The organism is Curvibacter sp. AEP1-3 (assembly GCF_002163715.1).
Lineage (GTDB): Bacteria > Pseudomonadota > Gammaproteobacteria > Burkholderiales > Burkholderiaceae_C > Allorhodoferax.
The window spans coordinates 2,887,798-2,902,721 of sequence record NZ_CP015698.1; the positions used below are offsets into that span (position 1 = coordinate 2,887,798).

At 62.4% G+C, this 14,924-nt stretch carries 14 protein-coding genes; 5 read left to right on the forward strand and 9 right to left on the reverse strand.

The window, feature by feature from the left end; genetic code table 11:
- Positions 1 to 42: 42 nt before the first annotated feature.
- Entirely contained in the window at positions 43 to 1,473 is a 1,431-nt protein-coding gene (locus AEP_RS13540) for a sensor histidine kinase (RefSeq protein ID WP_087495868.1), read from the reverse strand.
- Entirely contained in the window at positions 1,470 to 3,188 is a 1,719-nt protein-coding gene (locus tag AEP_RS13545) for a hydroxysqualene dehydroxylase (RefSeq protein WP_157673175.1), read from the reverse strand. Before AEP_RS13545 ends, AEP_RS13540 begins: the two co-directional genes overlap by 4 nt.
- A 402-nt stretch (positions 3,189 to 3,590) precedes the next feature.
- Here AEP_RS13545 and AEP_RS13550 point away from each other — a divergent pair, with 402 nt between their 5' ends.
- On the forward strand, positions 3,591 to 4,988 hold the full coding sequence (locus AEP_RS13550) for a homoserine dehydrogenase (protein WP_087495870.1): 1,398 nt from the start codon (positions 3,591 to 3,593) through the stop codon (positions 4,986 to 4,988).
- 82 nt (positions 4,989 to 5,070) lie between these two features.
- Here AEP_RS13550 and AEP_RS13555 read toward each other — a convergent pair whose 3' ends face one another.
- Entirely contained in the window at positions 5,071 to 5,550 is a 480-nt protein-coding gene (locus AEP_RS13555; RefSeq protein ID WP_087495871.1) for a MarR family winged helix-turn-helix transcriptional regulator, read from the reverse strand.
- Between the two features lie 70 nt (positions 5,551 to 5,620).
- Between AEP_RS13555 and AEP_RS13560 the strand changes: the two genes are divergently transcribed.
- Together AEP_RS13560 and AEP_RS13565 are read left to right on the forward strand one after the other, a co-directional pair.
- Positions 5,621 to 6,076 carry a hypothetical protein gene (locus tag AEP_RS13560; RefSeq protein ID WP_157673176.1) on the forward strand — a complete coding sequence of 152 codons (456 nt, stop codon included), beginning with the start codon at positions 5,621 to 5,623 and terminating at the stop codon, positions 6,074 to 6,076.
- Positions 6,077 to 6,166: 90 nt separating this feature from the next.
- Positions 6,167 to 6,868 (forward strand): dienelactone hydrolase family protein, encoded by a 702-nt coding sequence (locus AEP_RS13565; RefSeq protein WP_335583051.1) that lies wholly within the window; start codon positions 6,167 to 6,169, stop codon positions 6,866 to 6,868.
- A 47-nt stretch (positions 6,869 to 6,915) separates the two neighbouring features.
- Here AEP_RS13565 and AEP_RS13570 read toward each other — a convergent pair whose 3' ends face one another.
- Together AEP_RS13570 and pdxR are read right to left on the reverse strand one after the other, a co-directional pair.
- Positions 6,916 to 8,805 carry a DUF3857 domain-containing transglutaminase family protein gene (locus AEP_RS13570; protein WP_087495873.1) on the reverse strand — a complete coding sequence of 630 codons (1,890 nt, stop codon included), beginning with the start codon at positions 8,803 to 8,805 and terminating at the stop codon, positions 6,916 to 6,918.
- Positions 8,806 to 8,875: 70 nt separating this feature from the next.
- Complete coding sequence (pdxR, locus tag AEP_RS13575; RefSeq protein WP_087495874.1) at positions 8,876 to 10,333, reverse strand: MocR-like pyridoxine biosynthesis transcription factor PdxR; 1,458 nt, start codon at positions 10,331 to 10,333, stop codon at positions 8,876 to 8,878.
- Between the two features lie 112 nt (positions 10,334 to 10,445).
- Here pdxR and AEP_RS13580 point away from each other — a divergent pair, with 112 nt between their 5' ends.
- On the forward strand, positions 10,446 to 11,096 hold the full coding sequence (locus tag AEP_RS13580; RefSeq protein ID WP_087495875.1) for a pyridoxamine 5'-phosphate oxidase family protein: 651 nt from the start codon (positions 10,446 to 10,448) through the stop codon (positions 11,094 to 11,096).
- Positions 11,097 to 11,164: 68 nt separating this feature from the next.
- Here the strand turns inward: AEP_RS13580 and AEP_RS13585 are convergent, their stop codons facing one another.
- Both AEP_RS13585 and AEP_RS13590 read right to left on the reverse strand, forming a co-directional pair.
- Entirely contained in the window at positions 11,165 to 11,560 is a 396-nt protein-coding gene (locus tag AEP_RS13585; protein WP_087495876.1) for a VOC family protein, read from the reverse strand.
- A 174-nt stretch (positions 11,561 to 11,734) separates the two neighbouring features.
- Positions 11,735 to 12,028 (reverse strand): hypothetical protein, encoded by a 294-nt coding sequence (locus AEP_RS13590; protein ID WP_087495877.1) that lies wholly within the window; start codon positions 12,026 to 12,028, stop codon positions 11,735 to 11,737.
- Positions 12,029 to 12,156: 128 nt separating this feature from the next.
- Here AEP_RS13590 and AEP_RS13595 point away from each other — a divergent pair, with 128 nt between their 5' ends.
- The gene (locus AEP_RS13595; protein WP_087495878.1) at positions 12,157 to 12,996 is read left to right on the forward strand and encodes a helix-turn-helix transcriptional regulator; all 840 of its coding nucleotides are present in this window, start codon (positions 12,157 to 12,159) and stop codon (positions 12,994 to 12,996) included.
- Positions 12,997 to 13,063: 67 nt separating this feature from the next.
- On the opposite strand, the gene AEP_RS13600 is transcribed toward AEP_RS13595, so the two are convergent.
- Together AEP_RS13600 and AEP_RS13605 are read right to left on the reverse strand one after the other, a co-directional pair.
- Positions 13,064 to 13,444 (reverse strand): VOC family protein, encoded by a 381-nt coding sequence (locus AEP_RS13600; RefSeq protein WP_087495879.1) that lies wholly within the window; start codon positions 13,442 to 13,444, stop codon positions 13,064 to 13,066.
- A 22-nt stretch (positions 13,445 to 13,466) separates the two neighbouring features.
- Positions 13,467 to 14,858 carry a DUF2130 domain-containing protein gene (locus AEP_RS13605; protein WP_087495880.1) on the reverse strand — a complete coding sequence of 464 codons (1,392 nt, stop codon included), beginning with the start codon at positions 14,856 to 14,858 and terminating at the stop codon, positions 13,467 to 13,469.
- Positions 14,859 to 14,924 lie beyond the last annotated feature (66 nt).

Consider the following 14,924-nt stretch of genomic DNA (forward strand, 5'->3'; position numbering starts at 1 on the left):
AGCCCGCCGCGAGTCACAGTGGCGCCGCAAATCCGCAGTGCTTCACAGGCTCATAAAGGCAGAGACCGGTGTGTGCTCGTCACGCACCGGTGCGTGCAGCGGAAAGGTCAGTGTGAAGCGCGACCCGCTGCCCGGTTGGGAGCTGACGGTGATGGTGCCGCCCAGCACTGCCACCATGATGTTTTGCGACACCGCCAAGCCCAGACCCGAGCCGCCCTGGCCGAGGCGCGTCGTAAAAAACGGGTCAAATATGCGCGGCAGCGTTTGCGCATCCATTCCCACGCCGTTGTCAGCTACCACTATGCGCACCCGGTCAAATTCCTTGCTGGCAGAGATGCGGACCTCGCGCTCTTCTCGTTCGCCAAAGGCATGCATCAGCGCGTTTTGCAGCAGGTTGGCGATGACTTGCCCCAATGGCCCCGGGTAGCTGTCGCACTCAATGTGGGGCGGCACATCCACCTCCAGCAGCACATTCGACGTCTTGAAGCTGGGCATGAGCGTGTTGACGTTGTCCTCGATCAGCGCCCGCACATCGAATGGGCGCCGCTGCTCCGAGGTCTGGTCCACCGCAACCCGCTTGAAGCTGGAAATCAGGGTGGCAGCGCGCTCGCACGAGCGGGTGATCAGCGCATGCATGGCAATGCTGTTGCTCACATAGTCCAGCAGGTAGGACTTGCGCAAGTCACCCCGCTCCACATGGCGCTGGAGTTCTTCTGCGGCGTCTTGCAGGGTGGTGGCAGTGGTCAGGGCGTTGCCGATTGGGGTGTTCAGCTCATGCGCCACGCCGGCCACCAACGAACCCAGCGAGGCCAGCTTTTCTTGCTGCACTAGTTGGTTGCGGATTTCGTTGAGCCGCTTGATCGCTTCCTTGAGCTCGCGGTTGCGCGCATCCGATTCCGTGAGCGCGTGGTTTTTGACCGATTCAAAAATCTGCGTCAAAAAGAACAAGAGCAGCATGTTCCCCAGCAGCGAGACGAAGGCAAAAAAAGCATTGAAGCGTGCGTCGTACAGCACCGGGGCGCCCCAGCCGGTGTAAGACGTCCAGCCCACGCCCACCAGGCAGGCCATGGCAATGCACAGCCAGACAAAGGTGGCCCGGTTAAAGCCCAACAGCAGAGTGGCGGCCATGGGTGCCAGCCCGAACCACGACACCACGGGCGAAAACAAGCCGCCTGAAAACCAAGTGCTTCCCAGCACCGCTACCAGGCAATTCGTCAGCAAGAACGTGTGTGTCGCCAACTGGAAGCGGCCGCTGTGCTTGAGGTAAGCCAGGTTCAGCAGCAACAGCACCGCATTGGCCGCCATGATGATCATGCCGGGGTGGAAGTTGATCCACCAACTCACGAGGCTGTAGAACAGCGAAAACACCGTCACGATCCAATGGAACACGATCAGCAGGTTGAGCTTGTCACCATCGCGGCCCTCGCCGCTGCTGCGCAATGTGCCCCGCAGGCTGACCCAGAAAGCTTTCATGACGTCGCGCCCTTGGTTCCGGTGATGCTGCGCCACACATTGCCGGCCATCAGCGCACAGAAATCCGCCGCCCGGAACACCTTCAGCAACCAGGGCGTACGCAGCTCCCACACGTCGCACGGTGGTGCTTTGCTGCGGGTGGCTTTCAGAATGCCGTTCACCGCGCGCCGGGCCGCCTCATTGGCACCCTCCATGGTGGCCAGGTCGGTGTAGGTCTTGACGTAGTCACTGGCCAGAAACAGGTTGGGCACCTTGGTGGTCGCGTTAGGGCGGATCTTCCAGGTGTTGCACTGGTTTACCAGCAGGGGTTCCAGGTTGATGACCTTTTGCAGCTTGTCCTGCTCCTCCATCGTCAGGCCTTCGAGCATCGCGTCCGTCATCGCGCCGTCCAGCGGCACGATGCTGCTGTCCAGGTACCAGGCAGACACCATGTCGTCGCGCAGCACCGTCGTTCCGTGGCTGTTGAGTTCCGCCTTAAGCTGGGCCCACACTTCGTCTTTGATTTCATCGGGTGTGCAGTCTTGTGCGGCCTTCTGGTTGAAGTCGCCCGGGCTCTCCCAGTCCGAAATATCCACCGACAACACCGACAGCACATCGCCCTTGCCGCGGCCCTTGAGCTCGTAGTTGGACCAGAACTGCTTCTGCGAAATGCTGGTCAGCGCCCAGTTGCTGTCCGCGTAAATCGTGTGGCCCAGGTGCATCTTGAGCTCGGTGTTCAAGAAGAACTGGATGCCGTTCATCCACTCCACATTGGGCGCGAGTTTGATGATGTTGGCCAGCGTCGGGTCCAGCGCTAGCAAGTCCTTGTTGACCAGCGTGGCAGCACGCTCCACCGGCACGGCCAGCACGTAGTGGTCAGCGCGGGCCACCTCGGTCTGGGCACTGCCGTCCCGACGGAACTCGATGCCTGCCACCTTACCCGCATCCACCTTGAGCGCGGTCACGGTGGTGCCGCGCTGGTATTTCACACCGCTACTCAACAGGTGCTGGTGCCAAGGGGTGAGCCAGGCCTCGTTGGTGGGGCCGTTCAACACGCGGTCGGTGCGCTGGGCGCCGGCTTCCAGCATCAGGTAAATCAGTTGCAAAAAGATGGCGCCCCCCGTGCGGGTGCTGGCAGTGTGGGCTTTGCAGGCCACCAGGCTGCGCGTCAGGCCACCGGCCAGCAGCTTCTGGTAGGCCTGGCTGCGGTTGGCCGCGCCAGTGAAGTCCCACCAGCTGATGTTGTCGTACTCCTGGTCAAAGCGCGCCTGGCAACTGGTCATCAGGCGCCACACGCGGCCCGAAAAGTAGGCGATGTCGTCTTCACTCAGCTCTTCGCTCATGGCCTGAAAGCCGCTGAAGAGCTGCTTCACGTCCTTGAGCGATCGCGGAAAGTTCACCGGCACCAGAATGGGCTTGTTCTCGGCCTGCGAGATCAGCACCGTCAGGGTGCTCACCAGGTTGTCCATCACCGACACGCCGGCACCCATCGGAATGCGCTTCATGGTGTCGGTGACGTGGGCATAAAAGCCGGGGAAGAACCGGAACCCGTGTTCCCCGGGCAGGAAGCGGCCGGGCACCGTCTGGTCTGACCCCGGCACATCCACGCTGCGCGCTTTGCCACCCACGTAGTCCGGGTTGCGTTCGAAGACTTCGACTTCAAAGCCCCGCTCAATCAGTTCATGTGCCGCGCTCATGCCCGCGACACCACCGCCGATGATGATTACCTTTGCCATGTCACCCAGTCCTGACGTTGTTTGGCGAGTAAGGCGAAGCGCCTCCCTGAATTGGAGCCGCGCAGTGCGCACTGGGGCCCCAACGGCGTTCATCATGCATGGACCGTGCCGTTTTGCCTAGTTTGGCTTGTGGTTTTTACGGTTCGCTGCCCGCCGCGCCCATTTTCAAAGTGCTCCGCGCGGAGTGAATTGAATGTGCTATGCTGCGCCCATGTTGTGCCATTTCTGCCCCTCTCCATCCCGCGCCCCGGCGCGCGGGGCAGACCTGCGCAACCCCATTACCACCATTAGCACCACGGCCACCTGAGTCGTGCAGGTGGCCGTTCCGGCTGCCACCTGGTGTTTCCTCCACAGAAGAACCCGGCCCCGGCAGCAGGGCCCGCAACTGTTCCGGAGACACCCATGTACCAAGACCACTTCACCCTTTCCGCTGGCAGCCCTGCCGGTCGCGCAGCCCCGGCAGCGCCAGCGCCCTTGCGCGTCGGCCTCTTGGGGCTGGGCACCGTGGGCGGGGGCACCTTGGCCGTCTTGCTGCGTAACGCGGAGCTGATTGCCGCGCGCGCCGGGCGCCGCATCGAGGTGCGCATGGTTGCCGTGCGCAACCTGCCCCGCGCCGCCGCCACGCTGTTGCGTTTGCTGGGCGAGCAGAGCAGTCCGCGCGTGCAGCTCACCGACGACCCGCAGGCCCTGATCCACAGCCCCGAGGTCGATGTGGTGGTCGAGGTCATGGGCGGCACCACACTGGCCCGCACCCTGGTGCTGCAGGCCATTGCCAAAGGCAAGCACGTGGTCACCGCCAACAAGGCCTTGCTGGCCGAGCACGGCAGTGAGATCTTTGCCGCGTCCCAAGCGCGTGGCGTGGTAGTGGCTTACGGGGGCGCGGTGGCGGTCAGCATCCCCATCATCAAGGCGCTGCGCGAGGGGTTGACTGCCAACCGCATCGAGTGGGTGGCCGGCATCATCAACGGCACTACCAACTTCATCCTCTCCGCCATGCGCGAGCGCGGCTTGAGCTTTGCTGCCGCTCTGGCCGAGGCTCAAGCCCTGGGCTACGCAGAGGCCGACCCCGCCTTCGACGTGCAAGGCATCGACGCTGCCCACAAGCTCACCCTGCTGGCTGCTAACGCCTTTGGTGTGCCGCCGCAATTTGCCGATGTGCAGGTGCACGGCATTACCGATCTGGACGCGGCAGACGTGGCATTTGCCGAGCGCTGGGGCTACCGCGTGAAGTTGCTGGGCATAGCCAAGCGGCGGGGCAATGCACTGGAGCTGCGCGTGCACCCCACGCTCTTGCCTGCCGACCACCTGCTGGCCCAAGTGCACGGCAGCATGAATGCGGTCATGGTCAAGAGCGATGCGGCGGGCATCACCCTGTACTACGGCGCTGGTGCGGGGGCTGAGCAAACCGGCTCAGCCGTCATTGCCGATCTGGTGGACCTGGCCCGCAGCGCCAGCCTGCCACCGGCGCAACGTGTGCCCGCGCTCGGTTTTCAGAGCGGTGCACTGTTGGCCATGCCGGTGGTGGCGGCTGACGATGTGCCAAGCGCCTTCTATGTGCGGCTGGATCTGAGCCGCCCTGATGCCACCGTGCCGCGCGTGCTGCAAGCGCTGGCTTTGGCTGGTGTGCAGGTGCAGCGCATGGAGGTACTGCCCCACCCGGCTGATGCGGTGCAACCCTGCCTGGTGCTGCTCACCCAGCCACTGGCTTTTCGCGATTTGCGCCCGGCGCTTCAAGCGGTTGAGGCCTGGCCCGAAGTGCTGGGTTATGCGAATGTGCTGCGGGTGGAAAGCTTGGTTTAGGCATCAAATAGGCTGCTGGCGCCCGTTGAATATGCGTGGGCAGCTCCTGAAACCATAGCGGATAGCAGGCTCAGCAGTGGCGTCAGGCCTCGCTGCTCAGCCCATTCAGCTGCGCTCGCACGCTGTGAAGCATGCGGTTCAGTTGCGCGCTGTCTTCCGGGCTCAGGTGCCCCATCAGGTCTTGGGCCACTTGCGCTTCCAACGCGCTGAACCAGGCGCTGCGCGTTGCCCCCTCTGGTGTCAGGTACAGGCGCCAGACCCGGCGGTCGCGCTCGTCGGTGCTGCGGCTGAGCAGGCCGTGGTCTTCCAGGTCGCGGATCAGGCGGGCCATCTGGCCCTTGTCGCGGCCCAGCGCCTGCACCAGGGCTTGCTGTGGTGCACCGGGCTGCTGTTGACACAGGCACAGCGCGTGCATGTGCAAGGGCCCCAAGCCCGCCAGGGTGGTGTCCTGCATGCGCGCCTTGAGCAACTGCTGCGCCTGCCCGGAGATCGTCATCAGCGCCACGAAGCCGGAAACGGCGGGATCGTCCACAGGGCTGGACGAGGAGTTGGAAGCGGCCATAGGATTAGATGGTTGACAAGTTCAACCAATATTTTCTATAATGTTGATATTGTCAACTATCAACGAATCCATGCCAACACCCGCAATCAAAAAACTCTTCCCCGGCATCTTCATCCTGCCCACCGTGGCCCTGTTGCTCAGCGCCTTCATGACTTGGGCCAACGCACAAGCCGGTACGCCATTTCTGCCCACATGGGCGCGCAACTTCGCCACCAGCATCGTCTTTCTGCCCGTGATCCTGATGGGCATGGTTCAGATCGAAAAGTTGCTGGCCCGCATAGCTCCCCAGCTGCAGGGCAACATGCTCAAACTGGTGGTGTCCTTGTTGGGCGCTTTGTTCATTGAGAGCTTGTTGGCTGCAGTCATCGCCGTCATCAGCAACCCGCTGGACGCCAGCTGGTTCGGCTTCTGGTGGCGCGCCTTCAGCCGCTCGCTGCCCGTCGGCTTACTGGTGGGCCTGTTCATGGGCTTCTACATGAAGCCCAAAATCGAAGAGATGAAAGCCCGCGCCGCAGCAGCAGCCTGACCGGCCGGGCTACCGGCGCCAATACCCCCACGCTGCTCTCAGTCGTGTGAACTGCCCACAATACCGCGCAACACACACGAAGGAGCAAGCATGGGAACCATGGTCACATTCACCCGCCCCGATGGCAAAACCGTACAGGGCTACCTGGCCGAACCAACAGCGCCACAGTCAACCAGCAACCCACCTGCCGTCGTCGTCATCCAGGAATGGTGGGGCCTGAACGACCAGATCAAAGGCGTGGCCGACCGCCTGGCCACAGCCGGCTATCAGGCCCTGGTGCCAGACCTCTACCGCGGCAAAGCCACCGTCGAGGCCGAAGAAGCCCACCACCTCATGACCGGTCTGGACTTCGGCGACGCCGCCAGCCAGGACATACGCGGTGCGGTGCAGTTCCTCAAAGCCCGTGCCCCCAAGGTCGGCCTCACCGGCTTTTGCATGGGCGGCGCGCTCACCCTGCTGGGAGCAACGCAAGCCCCTGAGCTCGATGCCGCCGCCGTCTGGTACGGCTGCCCGCCGCTGGACTACATCGATGCCAGCAAAATCAAAGCGCCCCTGCTCGGCCACTGGGCCACGCAAGACGAGTTCTTCAAAATTGATGTGGTCGATGGCCTAGAAGCCAAGCTCACCGCCGCTGGCGTGAGCTACGAGTTCCACCGCTACCTGGCCCATCACGCCTTCGCCAACGAGACAGCCGTCGGCACGCACCGCACTCCTGCCACGCAGTACGACCCTGTCTGGGCCCAACAAGCGTGGGACCGTACCCTGCGCTTCTTCGGCAAGCACCTGGGTTGAAGTTACTGCTTCCCTTGTGCCTGCTCAGCGTACGCGGAGGTAGTGGGTCAACGAATTTGGCGCTGATAGAGAATCTGGGTGCGGAGGTTCTCAGCTGCCGGGAGAGCTTGCTTTTGCAATTCGGCCGCCATCTCAGCAGAGCAAATGCTTACCGGCGTTTTGTCCTGTACCGAGCGTTCGACATGGACTCCCGATTTGTTGCGCTGGTATTTGGCTGTGTAGTCAAACACCGCAGAGCGGACCTTGGCAGAGGGCGGCAAAGAAACAAACTTGATGCCAGGAGCCAGGGTAATGTCATAGGTCTCGTAGCTGGAAAAGCCATGGCAGGAGTGGCGTCGATTCGGCTCGATACGTCCCTTGATGTTCGCAAACCCCATAACCGGTAGAGGGGTCGAAACAACGGGCGTCAGGACAAGCGCACCCGACGCGCCGCCTTCCAGCAGATTGGACACTTCGAAATTCAGGCGGAAGCTGTATTGGTCCGACAAACCCGTGGTGTCTCCCTTGAAAAGATTGCCCTTACCTTTCAGTCCATAACTCCCCAAAGCACGCTTCACAAACTCACGTTCCGCGTCATTGTCCAGATCCCGCATGTAGGCGCGTGCATCGGCGGCATACAAGCCACGCAAAGCCACTTCGAGCTCGCCCGATGTGCTGCCGTCCTTCTCGATACGCTGTTTGACAAACACACGTTGTTCAGATTTTTGGTATTGCTGGTCCGGAGTTTTGCCAATGGCGTTGGCGCGGCCTACGTGAATCACAGGCTTGGCGTAGCTCCCCCAAGGCAAGTACCCAAAAGGCACGTCTTTGGCAGTGGCGTCCACGTACTGATTGAGTTCAGGCAGATAGTTCATGACGTGGTTGACCTGGGACACCACCGGGGTCTTGGTCAGGTCATACAGCCCGCCGGAATTGATCAGCACTTGCTCGCTGCGAATCTCGGCAGCGGCAAGCAGCGCCTGCAGCAACGTTGCATGGTCTTTGCAGTCGCCCATCTTGTTGTCCAGCACCACATCCAGATCACGGGGCACCACAGCACCCACGCCAATGCAGTTGCCGCCATAGGTAATGTTGCGCGACACCCATTCGTACAACAGTCGGGCACGCTCTGCAGTTTTCTTTTCATCGCCGACGATGGATTGCATCAGCTCCCGGATGCGTGGAGTCGGCTCCGCTTTGGGTAGCGCCCGGTCACCATAGGCCTTTGCAATAGCCTCGTAACTGTCGAAGGTCGAAACCACCACAGAGGGGCTCTCGTCAATGCGCCAAATACCTTCGTCGCTCTCGTCCCAGCGCATGGGCACCGGGTTGACATAGCGCCATTGCCACGTGCGCATGTCGCCGTCTTCCACTACAGGCATCTGCTGGACCTGGTGGGATTCCATATGGAGCCGCAAGCTCTTGGGTGCACGCAGAGTGATTTGTGCATCTTGGTATTCGCTGTAGGCAGAAAAGCCTTGCGACATGGAGAAATGGCCAGGAAAAATGGGTTCCTTGTCTGCAATGGCATAGCGAATGCCCACCGAGTCGCCCACCGCCAGGTCAGGAAAGACGACCGACAGGCTGGTGCGGTCCGAAAACATGGGAGAAGCACCACTGCGGCCCTGGTTGGTGGTCTTCTGGAAATTGGTGGCCGGCACTTCAATCTTGCGGCCATCCTTTTTGAGCGTATAGGCCTCCAGAATCTCGCCCGTCTGAATGCTGGTGCTGAAAGAGAACGAATACGACTTCATGCTCTCCAGCGCACGCGATTGCAACACCTGGTATAGCGACTCAAAAGTTTGGGTAGATCGACCATCGGCTGCAAGGTCGTAGCGCAGGTGCCATTTCTTCGAGACAACCGGGGCTTTATCGCTGTCAGCTGCCTGGGCCCAAACGCCCTGCAAACCCGCAATGCCCATCGCGGCAACAAGGGCCGCATATCGAACGAATCTCATGTTGTTTACTCCCTTTGATGACCCCGGGGAAGTCCCGAAAAACTGGTCGTGAACATCATATCCAAGGAATCTAGCGCGACTGTCGCACCACCTCAGCCAGCTGCCCCACCAGCTTGGGCATCTGCTCCACCGGCACTTGCGCGTAGCCCAGCAAAAAGCCGCGCCAGGGCTGCACGCGCTGGCCAATGGCTTGGGGGCTCAGGGCGGGGGCGACCACGCCCATTGAGAGGAGTTGCTTGCTCATGGCGGCGTCGTCCGCTTGGGGGTTGCGCAGGCGCAAGGCCAGGTGCATGCCGGCCGAGCCACCGTACACATCGGCCACATCGCCCAGTTGCAGCAACAGCGCGGCCACCAGCGCGTCGCGCCGCTGGCGGTAGAGGCGGCGCATGCGCCGAAGGTGCAGGCTGAACTGCCCGCTCTGCATAAACTCGGCCAGCGCCAGTTGATCCGCCGCGCGCCCGCGTGGCGCAGTGCGGGCCAGCAGGGCACTTAGCGGCTCCACCAGCGCAGCCGGCACCACCACAAAGCCCAGCCGCAGTGCCGGAAACATGGTTTTGCTGAATGTACCCAGGTAGAGCACCGGCGCATCCACCTCCAAGCCCTGCATGCACGAGAGCGGCGGCCCGTCGTGGCGGAACTCGCTGTCGTAGTCGTCTTCAATGATCAAGGCCTGCGCCGCACGCGCGTTGGCAATCAAGTCCAGGCGCCGCTGCAGGCTCATCACGCTGCCGGTGGGGTACTGGTGCGAGGGTGTCACGTAAATCAGTTTGGGCGGGTGGCGCTGCCAGTCGGCGGCAGTGGGTGCCATCCCCTCGCCATCCACCACGATGCCCATGGGCTTGAGCTGGGCAGCCTTGAAGGCGGCCAACGCTCCCAGGTAGCCAGGGCTCTCTATCCACACCTTGTCGCCCGCATCGGCAAAGGCCTGGGCGCACAGGTCCAGGCTGTTTTGCGTGCCATCGGTAATGAACACTTGGCTCGCATCCAGCCGCGCACCACGGGCCACGCGCAGGTGGTTGGCAATGGCTTCGCGCAGCGCGGGCTCGCCGGTGTGGGGCGCGTAGTTCAGTTGCTCGGTGCGCAGGCTCTTCCAGGCGCGGTCCATCAGGCGCCGCCATAGCGTGGCCGGGAATTCCTTGAGCGCCGGCACGCCAGGCGCAAAGGCAGCCGGCGTCTCCGGTGCATCGCGCGTGGGCACGGCCAGTGCGCGGCGCGACAGGCCCACACGCAGCGGTGTGGCCGCAGGCGCCGGCAGGGCTGTGCGTGCTGCGGCGCCTGCTACCACCGTGCCACGCCGGTCGGGCACCACAAAGCCTTCGGTAGCTAGCTGGTCGTAGGCGTAGAGCACCGTGTTGCGCGACACGCCCAGTTCGTTTGCCAGCGTGCGCGTAGCCGGCAGACGCGCACCACCGCCCAGCGTGCCGCTGCGGATGGCACTGCGCAGGCACTCGTGCAACTGCCGCTGGCGCGACCAGCGGGCATGCGCCGGCAAAGCGGTGTATTTGGAGAACAGCAGTTGGTAGTCCACAGCAGGTCCTTCTATTCATGGCACCAAAAAATAGTGCAGTCGTGGATCTTAATTTGGAACCACAAAAAACCTACATTGTGTTCACCTACCGCGCACTATCAACCAACACACCATGACTGCACCCACCCACCAGCCCGCCCCACCCAGCGACCGCACCCGCATCCGCCGCATTGCCGAAAACGCTGATTACCACCGCAGCACCCTGCACGCCGTGCTGGACGCGGCCTATGTGTGCCACGTCGCGTTTGTGGACGACAAAGGCACCCACTGCATCCCCACCGCCTGCTGGCGCGAGGGCGAGCACCTTTACATTCATGGCTCCAACGGCGGGCGGCTCATCAAGCTGCTGGCCAAGGGCACCCAAGCCTGCGTGACGGTGACGCACATCGACGGCCTGGTGCTCGCGCGCTCGGCGTTTAACCATTCGATGAACTACCGCTCGGCCATGGTGTACGGCCACTTTGAAAAGGTGGACGACAAGGCCGCCGCGCTGGACACCTTCATGCGCCACCTGGCCCCAGGCCGCGAGCAGCAAGCCCGCCCCGGCAACGCCAAAGAGCTGGCCGCCACCACGGTGATGCGCATCAGCCTGGAAGAGGCCGCCTGCAAAGTGCGCAGCGGTGGCCCGAATGACGACGCTGAAGATCTGAACCTGCCGGTGTGGGCCGGCGTGCTACCCATGCGCAGCCAACGCACAGCTCCGGTGCCCGACGCGCTGAGCAGCGCGCCCGCACCGGACTACGTGCAACACTGGGCTAACTAGACTTTAGAAGCCAAATAGGCTGCTAGCGCTCATGAAATGTGCGCCAGCAGCTATAAAAAAAGTAGCGCTTACACCTTGGGCGGACGGTGCAAGGCGCAGAGCTTGTTGCCGTCCGGGTCGCGCAGGTAGGCCAGGTAGAGCTTGCCTACCGAGCCCTCGCGCCAGCCGGGCGGGTCTTCGCAGGTGGTGCCGCCGTTGGCTATGCCGGCGGCATGAAACGCAGCCGCCTGCTCGGGCGAATCCATGGTGAAGCCGATCGTGCCGCCGTTCGCTGCGCAAGCAGGCTGGCCATTGAGCGGCTGGGTAATGCCGAAGCTGCCGGTGGGCGTGCGGTAGAAGTAGCGGTCCACCACGCCGTTGTTGTTGTGGATGCCGGGCTTGATGCCCAAGGTGGCCAACAGGGCGTCGTAAAACCGCTTGGACGCTTCGATGTCGTTAACACCAACAATGACGTGGCTGAACATGGGGACTCCTCGTTGTTAGAGCCGCCATGGTAGAGCGTCAGGGCAGGCGAGCTTGTCAATTCAGCGACGGTTCGCTGCGCAGCCGCTCAGTGTCCAGGTCAACAAAGGCCCGCACCCGCTGCGCGCCGGGCAATCGGCCTGAACGCGCGGTGTGCCTGCATCTGCCGGATGAGCTCACTCCGCCACCCGCTTCTTGGCGGTAATGAAGTACAGCAGTGGCCCGAACGAACCCACCGCCAGGCTGAACACCGCCCAGGGTACAAACGGGCGGCCGTTGGCTTGCGCATCGCGCCGCATGAATACCAGCAGCAGGCACATGGTGATCACCAGGTCGGCAAATATCTGCCAGCTGGCCGGGTCGCGGGTGTAAAACGCCAGCCACGCAAACAGCCCGCCGTAGTGCAGCAGCGTGTAGCCGGTCAGGGCACCAAAAACAACGAGTACGAAGATCAACACAGCCTTGTTCATGAGAAATCCTTGTGAGTCATGGTGTCGGCAACCATTGCAGACGGAGCCCAAGTTTGCGCAGCGCCCTGCATGCGCGCAATTACGTCGCAGGTAATTGCGAAAGCGCAGCGCTGTGATTCAATGCCCGCATGGAAACCAGCACCATCCACCCGCATAACGCCCAGCCCGACAGCCTGCAAGCCACCCTGCAAACCGCGCGCAAATCCAAGCGCCTGAGCCAGCTGGAACTGGCCCTGCGCATGGGCGTGAGCCAGCGGCATGTGAGCTTTGTGGAAAGCGGCCGCGCCCAGCCCAGCCGCGAGCTGCTGCTGAACTGGCTGCACGAGTTGCAAGCCCCGCTTGCCCTGCGCAACGTGGCCCTGCAGCAGGCCGGGTTTGCCCCTGTCTACCGCGGCAGCGAGCTGGCCGACGCCGTGCTCGCTCCGGTGCGTGACGCACTGGCCCAGCTGCTCCAAGCGCACGACCCCATGCCCGCCATGGTGATGGACGCCGCCTGGAACGTGCTGCAGATGAACCGCGGCGCCCAGTGGCTGGCCACCACGCTCATGCCCTGGGTGGCTGACCTGCCACCCGGCACGCCCATCAACATGATCGACGCCATGCTGCACCCCGAGGGCATGACCCAACACATCACCAACCTCGAAGAAGTGGCCCCCGCCCTGCTGGCCCACATGCGCGACGACGCCAGTGTGGTGCCCGACATCCTGCCCCGCGTGGAGCAGCTGGCGCAGCAAATGCAGCAGCGCCTGGGCAAGCGGGTGCTTGCAGCGTGGCCGCGCCAAATGGCGCCGGTGCTCACCACCCGCTTTGCCACGCGGCACGGCGAGCTGGCTTTCTTCAGCATGTTTTCCACCTTCGGTACCCCGCAAGACATCACGCTGGCATCCCTGCGGGTGGAGCATGTGTTCCCGGCGGACGAGGCTACGCGGGCGGTGTTGACTGCGCAACTAAGCCAAATGGGCAGCTAGCGCCCGTGGAATGTGCGCGAGCAGCTACGAAAAACGTAGCAAAATGCCTTGCGCGCTTGTGCCGTGCTCAGCCCACGGGCGTGCACAGCTCCACTAAAAAGCCGTTGATATCGGCCACATAAGCAATCGTTTGACCCCAAGGCATCACCTCCACGGGGCGCATGGGCGTAGCCCCGGCGGCTATGGCGCGCTCCAGCGCAGCGGCCACATCGGGCGTGCACAGCGCAATCTCAAAGCAGGGCGCCGTGGGGCTGGCCGCCTGCGGGTTTTTGCCCAGCTGCTGCATCAGGCTGTGGCTGGAAAACGCCAGCGCCGTGCTGCCCGTCTCCAGCTCGCCGTAGTCGCCGCCCTCATGCAGAAAGCGTGTGGTCAGGCCGAAGGCCGACTCGTAGAACTTGAGCGTGGCGGGTACGTCGGGGACGTAGAGGATGGTGTAGCCGAGTTGCATGGGGGCTCCGGGAAAGGGTGTCTTAACTGTCTTTCAACTCAGCAAACTTGGCCGCCATCGTGGGGTTGCCGCGTGTGAGCTTTTTGATCGTCAAGTCGTCGGCCTTGTCATTGGCCAGGCGTAAGTTGTTGGCGGACTTGTGCAGCGCTTCCTTGGTTTTCTCCAGGTCCTTGATGGCTTCGTCAATGCGACGAATAGCTTCTTCAAAGCCCTCAGACGCCAAGCGCCAGTTGCGCCCGAACGCGGTTTTGAATTCATCCAACTGGGTTTCGAACTTGGTGATGTCCACATTCTGCGAGCGCACCAGAGCCAGTTCGGACTTGTATTTCTGCGCGTTCAACGCGGCATTGCGCAAGAGCGTGATCAGCGGCACAAAGAACTGCGGCCGCACCACATACATCTTGGGGTAGCGGTGCGACACATCGACGATGCCGCTGTTGTACAGCTCGCTCTCCGGCTCCAGCAGGGACACCAGCACCGCGTACTCGCAGGCTTTCTCGTTGCGGTCCTTGTCCAGCTCTTTCAAAAAGTCTTCGTTCCGCTTTTTGGTGGCCGTCTCGTCGCTCTCGTTCTTCATCTCAAACATGATGGAAACGATCTCGGTGCCGTGCTCGTCCGCCTCGCGAAAAATGTAGTCGCCCTTGCTGCCGGTGCGGGCGTCGTTGTCTTTTTCAAAATGCGCGCGTTGAAACGCCGCCGCACGAATGCGGTTGAACTCAATCTCGCAGTGCTGCTCCAGCGTCTCGCCCACCATCTTGGTTGAGAGCCGCGCCTTCATGTCCCGCAGGCGCTCTATCTCGCCCTCACGGTCGCGCAGCTGCAAGGCATATTGCTCCTTGATGGCTTTCTCTTCCAGCTGACTCTTGACGGCGATGAGGCTCAGGTCATTCTTCAAGGCATCGCGCTCCTGCGCGACCACGCTCACAGCTTCATTCACCGCCAACTGGCGCGCGGTGTCGCTGGCCGCCAGCTTGGCTTGCAGCGCCTGAATCTCGGCGTCCTTTTTGGCGGCTTCGGCCTGCAGCGCATGGGCCAGCTTGGCCTCGGCCAACTGGGCTGCGCTTAGTTGCGCGCTACGTGCTTGTGCCAGTTCGTTAGCCAGCGCATCGCGCTGCTTTTCTACTGTGCCCAAGGCTTCGGCCACTGCCAGCTTGCGCGCTACCTCGCCCGCGTCCAGCTGGGCCTTGAGCGCCTGAATCTCGGTGTCTTTGGTAGACGCAGCTTTTTGCAGCGCATTGGTTACCTCGGCCTTGGCCAGGGCAATGGCGTCCCGCTTTTCCCGCTCGGCCAATTCGAGGCGCTCATGCAACGCTTGCTCAAACGCGCCATCGCGCACCTGCTTGAGGATGTCGGCATACCCCGCCTCGTCGATCTTGAAGGCTTTGCTGCAGTGGGGGCAGATGATTTCGTGCATGGGGAGGGGATCTCTTCATAATTTTGTTTGGGCAAATATCTAACTGGGTATATCGGCCCTTAAACC